At 66.5% G+C, this 5,922-nt stretch carries 5 protein-coding genes; 3 read left to right on the forward strand and 2 right to left on the reverse strand.

Features of this window, described 5'->3' with window-relative positions:
• Positions 1 to 538: 538 nt before the first annotated feature.
• Together VKV26_11645 and VKV26_11650 are read right to left on the reverse strand one after the other, a co-directional pair.
• Positions 539 to 1,774, reverse strand: coding sequence for an LLM class flavin-dependent oxidoreductase (locus VKV26_11645; protein ID HLZ70543.1), 1,236 nt, complete (start codon positions 1,772 to 1,774; stop codon positions 539 to 541).
• Between the two features lie 127 nt (positions 1,775 to 1,901).
• On the reverse strand, positions 1,902 to 2,705 hold the full coding sequence (locus VKV26_11650) for an alpha/beta hydrolase (GenBank protein ID HLZ70544.1): 804 nt from the start codon (positions 2,703 to 2,705) through the stop codon (positions 1,902 to 1,904).
• 291 nt (positions 2,706 to 2,996) lie between these two features.
• Between VKV26_11650 and VKV26_11655 the strand changes: the two genes are divergently transcribed.
• The 3 genes from VKV26_11655 to VKV26_11665 form a co-directional block, all read left to right on the forward strand.
• A complete protein-coding gene (locus VKV26_11655; protein ID HLZ70545.1) occupies positions 2,997 to 4,295 on the forward strand; it encodes an LLM class flavin-dependent oxidoreductase in 1,299 nt (432 codons plus the stop codon).
• 234 nt (positions 4,296 to 4,529) lie between these two features.
• Positions 4,530 to 5,312, forward strand: a complete 783-nt coding sequence (locus VKV26_11660; protein HLZ70546.1) for an alpha/beta hydrolase — start codon at positions 4,530 to 4,532, stop codon at positions 5,310 to 5,312.
• Between the two features lie 50 nt (positions 5,313 to 5,362).
• Positions 5,363 to 5,922: alcohol dehydrogenase catalytic domain-containing protein (locus VKV26_11665; protein ID HLZ70547.1), on the forward strand; the 560-nt coding region annotated here is incomplete at its 3' end.

Below are 5,922 nucleotides of genomic sequence, written 5' to 3' on the forward strand. Positions count from 1 at the left end.
GTCATCGGCCCCTTCCTGCGCGACCGACCGTCCTCACTACGGTCGGTCGCTCTGTTTTCCTCGTTACCCTACTGCATCGCCACGCCTCGCCTCCGTCTCATCCCTGCACCGTGCTTCCACAACTTCTGGGCACACCCCGCCTGACGCATCGGTTGAAGGAGTATCGTCAGCCATAGAGACTGGCCGGTGTCCAGCCCCGGAGGGTGCGATGGCCACTCGCGCTGCACTCGCTGCCATGACAATTCTCGGCCTCGGCTGCACTGGAGCGGGGCGGTATGGCGCGGCTCCCACGCCGCGGCCAGCCGTTGCTGTGCCGCCCACGCACCCCTGGGAATGCCCGGGAGATCATCCGATCAAAGTGACCGCTGACGGCTTCGCGTACGGCCCGTGGACGGCTCGCTATGCGCAAACACAGGCCGTGCGCTGCTACGGCTCGGAAACCAACGCGGCGAAGGCAGGCATGACCGTTCCCATCACGAACAAGTGATGGAGCAGGCAACGAACCACGAGTTCAGCACCGACCAGCGAAGTCCAGGCGTCAGTCCGCGGCGGCCATCGGCTGCAGGTCGTGGGAGTAGGCGAGTGAGACGGGCGCGGCGGCCTCCCACGGGCTGTTGAGGCCCAGCTCCTTGCCGATTTCGCGCACGGCCGGCATCACTTCCTGGCCGATCAGGCGGATGCAGGACATCGAGTCCTCGTGGCTGACGTGGCCGTCGTTTCCCCAGAAGGCGAAAATGCCCGGCCGCGTCGCCTCCATGATCGTGCGCAGATCGCGGATCACCTCGTCCGGCGTGCCGGCGATGATCGAGAGGTTCTGGCGCTGCACCTCGTAGGGCGCGGCGCGCGGGTTCAGCTTGCGCCCCGCGGCCACTTCCACGAAGGCGCGGCGGTTGTTGGGCGAGCCGTAGCCGGCCGGGTTGCTCCAGACCGGGTGCGCCAGGCCCGTGAACTCGCCGGACATCCAGAGGAACTCACGGCCGTTGCGCTCCGCCTTCTCATGCGAGTCGGCTACGTGCACACGCAGCAGGTAGCCGCGGTTTTCCGGCCCGGACTGGTAGCCGACGCGGCGCGCCGCCTCGTCGTAGAGCGCCCAGATCTTCTGCGTACCCTCGATCGTCGTGTTCAGGCAGACGTAGGGGTAGCGGTGCTCCGCCGCCCAGATCACCGTCTCCTTGCTGATTACGCCCGGAATCCAGATGCGCGGGTGCGGCTGTTGCAGCGGCACGGCCCAGGGATTGACGACGCGGTGGTGATAGTGGTTGCCCTCCCAGCGGAAGGGGCCGGGCGTCGTCCAGGCCTTGACGATCAGGTCGTGCGCCTCTTCGAAGCGCTCGCGATTGTACGCCGGGTTGACGCCGGTGGCGAGCTGCTCCTGCCCGCCGCCGCGCACGAAGCCCGATACCAGCCGGCCCTTCGAGATCATGTCGATCATCGCCAGCTCTTCCGCCAGCCGCACCGGGTTCTCGGCCAGCGGCAGCGGGTTGCCGAGCGGCACGATCTTCACGCGCTTGGTCACGGCGGCGAGGATCGAGCAGAAGATGTTGGTCTTGGCCTGCATGCAGAACGGCGCGTTGTGGTGCTCGTTCAGCATGATGCCGTCGACGCCCATCTCCTCGGCGTACTGGTACTCCTCGATGCGCTCGTTGTAGAGCCGGCTGCCATCTTCAGCGTTGAAATGGCGGTTGGAGAACATTAACGCCGTGGCGCCGAACTCGCGTCCAGCGTCCTCCGAATACGTGGACATCGGCTGCTCGGTGAAATACATCAGGTGCATCGCTATGTCTCTTTCGAGGCCTCCGGCGGTCTTGCGGACGGGGCTGCCGCCCCTCCGCCCACCCCGCTCGGGCTGCGCCCGGTGGCGCCTAACGGCGCGGCGGGCTCACGCTGCTTCAGCACTCGCCTCAGGCAAGGAAGTCGTTCACCAGCTTCGCCAGCGCCTGCGGTTGCTCCAGATCGACCAGGTGGCCGCAGTCGGGCACGATCTCGATGCGGGCCCTCGGCAGGGCAGCGGCGTACAGATCGGCGCACTCGCGCGGCACAACCTGGTCGTCGTCGCCCCAGACGAGCAGCGCCGGCGCCTGCACGCCGCCGAGCAGGTGCGGCAGCGACGGGTTGAACATGTACGGCTTCCAGGCGATGCGGAAGGTCATGTCGCGGTGGATCTCCCACGCTTCGAGCTGGTCGGTCTCCGGATCGGCGCCGAACAGCGTTTCGAAGAGCGATTGATCGTGCAGACCGGCGCGCACGTAGGCGATGTGGTTGTAGAGCGCCTGGTCGAGAATCTCGCCCTCGCGCGGCTGGATGCCCATCGCCCCGACCAGCACCAGCCGGCGGAAGTCGGCCGGCGCCTGCGAGGCCATTTCGGCTGCGATCCAGCCGCCGAAGCCAAGCCCGACAAGCGAAACATCCTTCAGACCGAGCGCCTGGATCGCCCACTGGTGCACGGCGGCCATGTCGCGCACGCTGCGCATCCACTGCGGCCGCTCGGATTGGCCGTAGCCGGGATGCTCCGGCACGACCACCGCGCTCGAGCCGGCCAGCGCCCGGTAAAACTCGGTCCAGCCGTTGTTGCCCAGGTCGTGATGCAGGACCAGCGCCGGCTTGCCGCTGCCGCCGCGCAGGACGTGCAGCTTCAGCCCGGCGACCTCGATGAATTCATCGGAGTGGGGTGTGTGGGCAGCGTTGGTAGGAGCGGTAGTCGTCACCGTCGCCTCCCTAAAACCGCGCGAGGGCCGCAAAGCCGGGGCAGCCGGCGGCCTCCGTTGTTCGCCATTCTGTGCAATCGGTGCGCCCGCGTCAATGTGTGGCCGATTCCGCAACGAATCGCGCCGCGATGTACGCAATCCGCAGGCGCACGTTGACACGAACAGCCCTTCATGTTCAAAGTTGGGGTAACGAGCCGCGCCGATCGCCGCGGCGCCATGCACCGGCGGCAACCCGGATACGCTGCGGGCGCCGGCCGCGTCGCCAGCCGTAAGCAGAGAGGACAGACCACCGTGAAGCTCGAGATGTTCCACCTGATGCCCTACCGCGAGCTACCGCAGGACTTCGACGAGCGTTACCGCAGCGTCTGGGTGGACGTGCCCAGCCACCTGATGGACCCGCTCAAGGTCCACCAGATGTACAACGACACGCTGGACGAGCTGGAGCTGGCGGCGGTCTCCGGCTTCGACGGCGTCTGCGTGAACGAGCATCACCAGAACGCCTACGGCTTCATGCCCTCGCCCAACATCATGGCCGCCACGCTGGCCCGCCGCACGCGTGACACCGCGATCATCGTGCTCGGCAACTCGATCGCGCTGTACAATCCGCCAATCCGCGTGGCGGAAGAGTTCGCCATGCTCGACTGCATCAGCGGCGGGCGGCTGGTTGCCGGCTTCCCGGTCGGCTCCAGCATGGACGTGAACTTCGCCTACGGCGCCAACCCGGCGACCTTCCGCGATAAGTACTACGAAGCGGAAGAGCTGATTCTCAAGGCCTGGACGAACCCCGAGATCTTCAGCTTCGACGGCAAGTACACGCAGCTGCGCTACGTCAACCTCTGGCCGCGGCCGCTGCAGAAGCCGCACCCACCGATCTGGATTCCCGGCGGCGGCTCGATCGAGACCTGGGGCTGGTCGCTGCAGAAGGGCTACCTCTACGCCTATCTGTCGTATGCCGGCTTCAAGCGCGGCAAGATGGTGATGGACGGCTTCTGGAAGAAGGCCGACGAGCTGGGCGTGGAGAAGAACCCCTACCAGGGCGGCTTCCTCCAGCTCGTGGCCGTGGGCGAAACGGAGAGCGAGGTCGCGGACAAGTTCGGCCCGCACGGCGAATACTTTTACAACAAGATGCTGCACGTCTATCCGGGCTTCGCCGACGCGCCGGGCTACCGCACCATCGACACGATCAAGGCCGGCCTGCTCTCGCAAACCACCCAGTTCGGCGAGCGTCCGCCGAAGATGTCGTGGAAGCAGTTGCTGGAGGCGGGCAACATCGTCGCCGGCACGCCGAAGCAGGTGACCGAACAGCTCGAGCAGGTGATCAAAGACCTGCACATCGGCCACTTGATGATCCTCAGCCAGTTCGGCTCGATTCCGCACGAGCTGGCGATGGATAACATCAGGACCACCGCGACGAAGGTGTTGCCGAACCTGCGCGGCATCTGGGATGGCCAGTGGGAAGACAAGTGGTGGATCCACCCGATCGCCGCGCCGCAGATGCCCGGTCCGCTGCGCTTCCAGCAGCCCGCCGCGGTCAACGGCGGCCAGCGCAGCGGCGGTCGCCAGCCGGCCGGCGCCCCCGCCGGCGACTAACGCACCGATCACGGTCGCGCTCGGCCCATCGGCCCTCATCCTCTCCTGTCTCCTTCCCCCAATCCTGGAGGGAAGGAGACGATCCTGCCATGAGCGTTCCGTGGTCGGTACGGTTAACCCGGCAGGGCTCCGATCAAGCACCCAAGGATCGCCCCTCGCCCAGGATTGGGAGAGGGGGACGGGGGTGAGGGCCGAACGCGGCGGCTACACAGCAGCAGATGGGAGACAAGGACAATGACTGAACGCAACGTCTCGGTCGCGGGCGGCCGCTTCAAGACCGATGTTTTAGAGGAGGGCAAGGGCGAGCCGCTGCTCTTCCTGCACGGCACCTTCGGCCTGGAGGCCGATCGCTTTCTCGACAAGCTCGGCGAAAAGCGCCGCGTGATCGCGCCGCGCCACCCCGGCTACGGCGGCTCGACCGGCTCCGAGCACCTGCTCGATCTGCCCGACCTGATCTACTACTACCTCGACTTTCTCGACGCCGAGGGGCTGCGCGGCCTGCCGATCGTGGGCCATTCGCTCGGCGGCATGTTCGCGGCCGAGCTGGCGGCGGTGCAGCCGGAGCGCTTCTCGAAGCTGGTGCTGCTGGATTCGTTCGGCTTGTGGAACGCCGCGTATCCCGTGGCCGACTTCTTTGCGATGATGCCGCGCGAGCTGGGCGAAGCGCTCTACCACGACCCGCAATCGCCCACGGCGCAGGTCGCCTCGAAGCCGCCGGAGGAGAACGAGGCGTTCATCGCCTTCATGCTCGAGCGGGCGAAGTCGCTGGCCACGGCGGCGAAGTACCTCTGGCCGATTCCCAACCGCGGCCTCAGCAAGCGGCTGCACCGCATCTCGGCGCCGACGCTTCTCATCTGGGGCGAGAGTGATAAGCTTGTGCCGCCGCGGTACGGCAAGGACTTCCAGGCGGAAATCAAGGGCGCCCGGCTCGAACTGATCAAGGACGCGGGGCATCTGCCGCAGACCGAGCAGCCCGAGCAAACCGCCGAAGCGGTCCTGTCGTTCCTTCAAGAGTAGCGGCGCAGAAGTAGGGCGGAAACTTCGAGACAGGCAGGAGGAAGAGGGTCATGCCAGAGCGCACGATGCGGGCGGCGGTGTTCCACGGCCCCCAGCAGTCGCTGACGATAGAGCAAATTCAGTACGACAAGCCGCTGGCGCATGAGATCATCGTGCGCACCGCGGCGAGCGGCGTCTGCCATAGCGACCTGCACTTCGTCGATGGCTACTACACGATGCAGACGCCGGCGATCCTGGGCCATGAGGCTGCGGGCATTGTGGAGGAAGTCGGCGAACTCGTCGACTACGTCAAGCCGGGCGACCATGTGATCGCCTGCCTCTCCGTCTTCTGCGGTCAGTGCGATTTCTGCCTGGCCGGCAAGCAGCATCTCTGCACGCGCACGGCCGTGATGCGCAAGCGCGACGACCCGCCCAAGTACACCTGGAACGGCAACCCGGTGCAGCAGTTCGCCAATCTCAGCAGCTACGCCGAGAAGATGCTTTTGCACGAGAACGCCGTGGTGAAGATCGATGACGCGATGCCGCTGGACGCCGCCGCCCTGATCGGCTGCGGCGTCACCACCGGCGTGGGCGCCGCGCTCAACACGGCGCAGGTGGCACCGGGCTCGAC

The sequence above is a fragment of the Dehalococcoidia bacterium genome (genome assembly GCA_035310145.1).
Classification (GTDB): domain Bacteria; phylum Chloroflexota; class Dehalococcoidia; order CAUJGQ01; family CAUJGQ01; genus CALFMN01.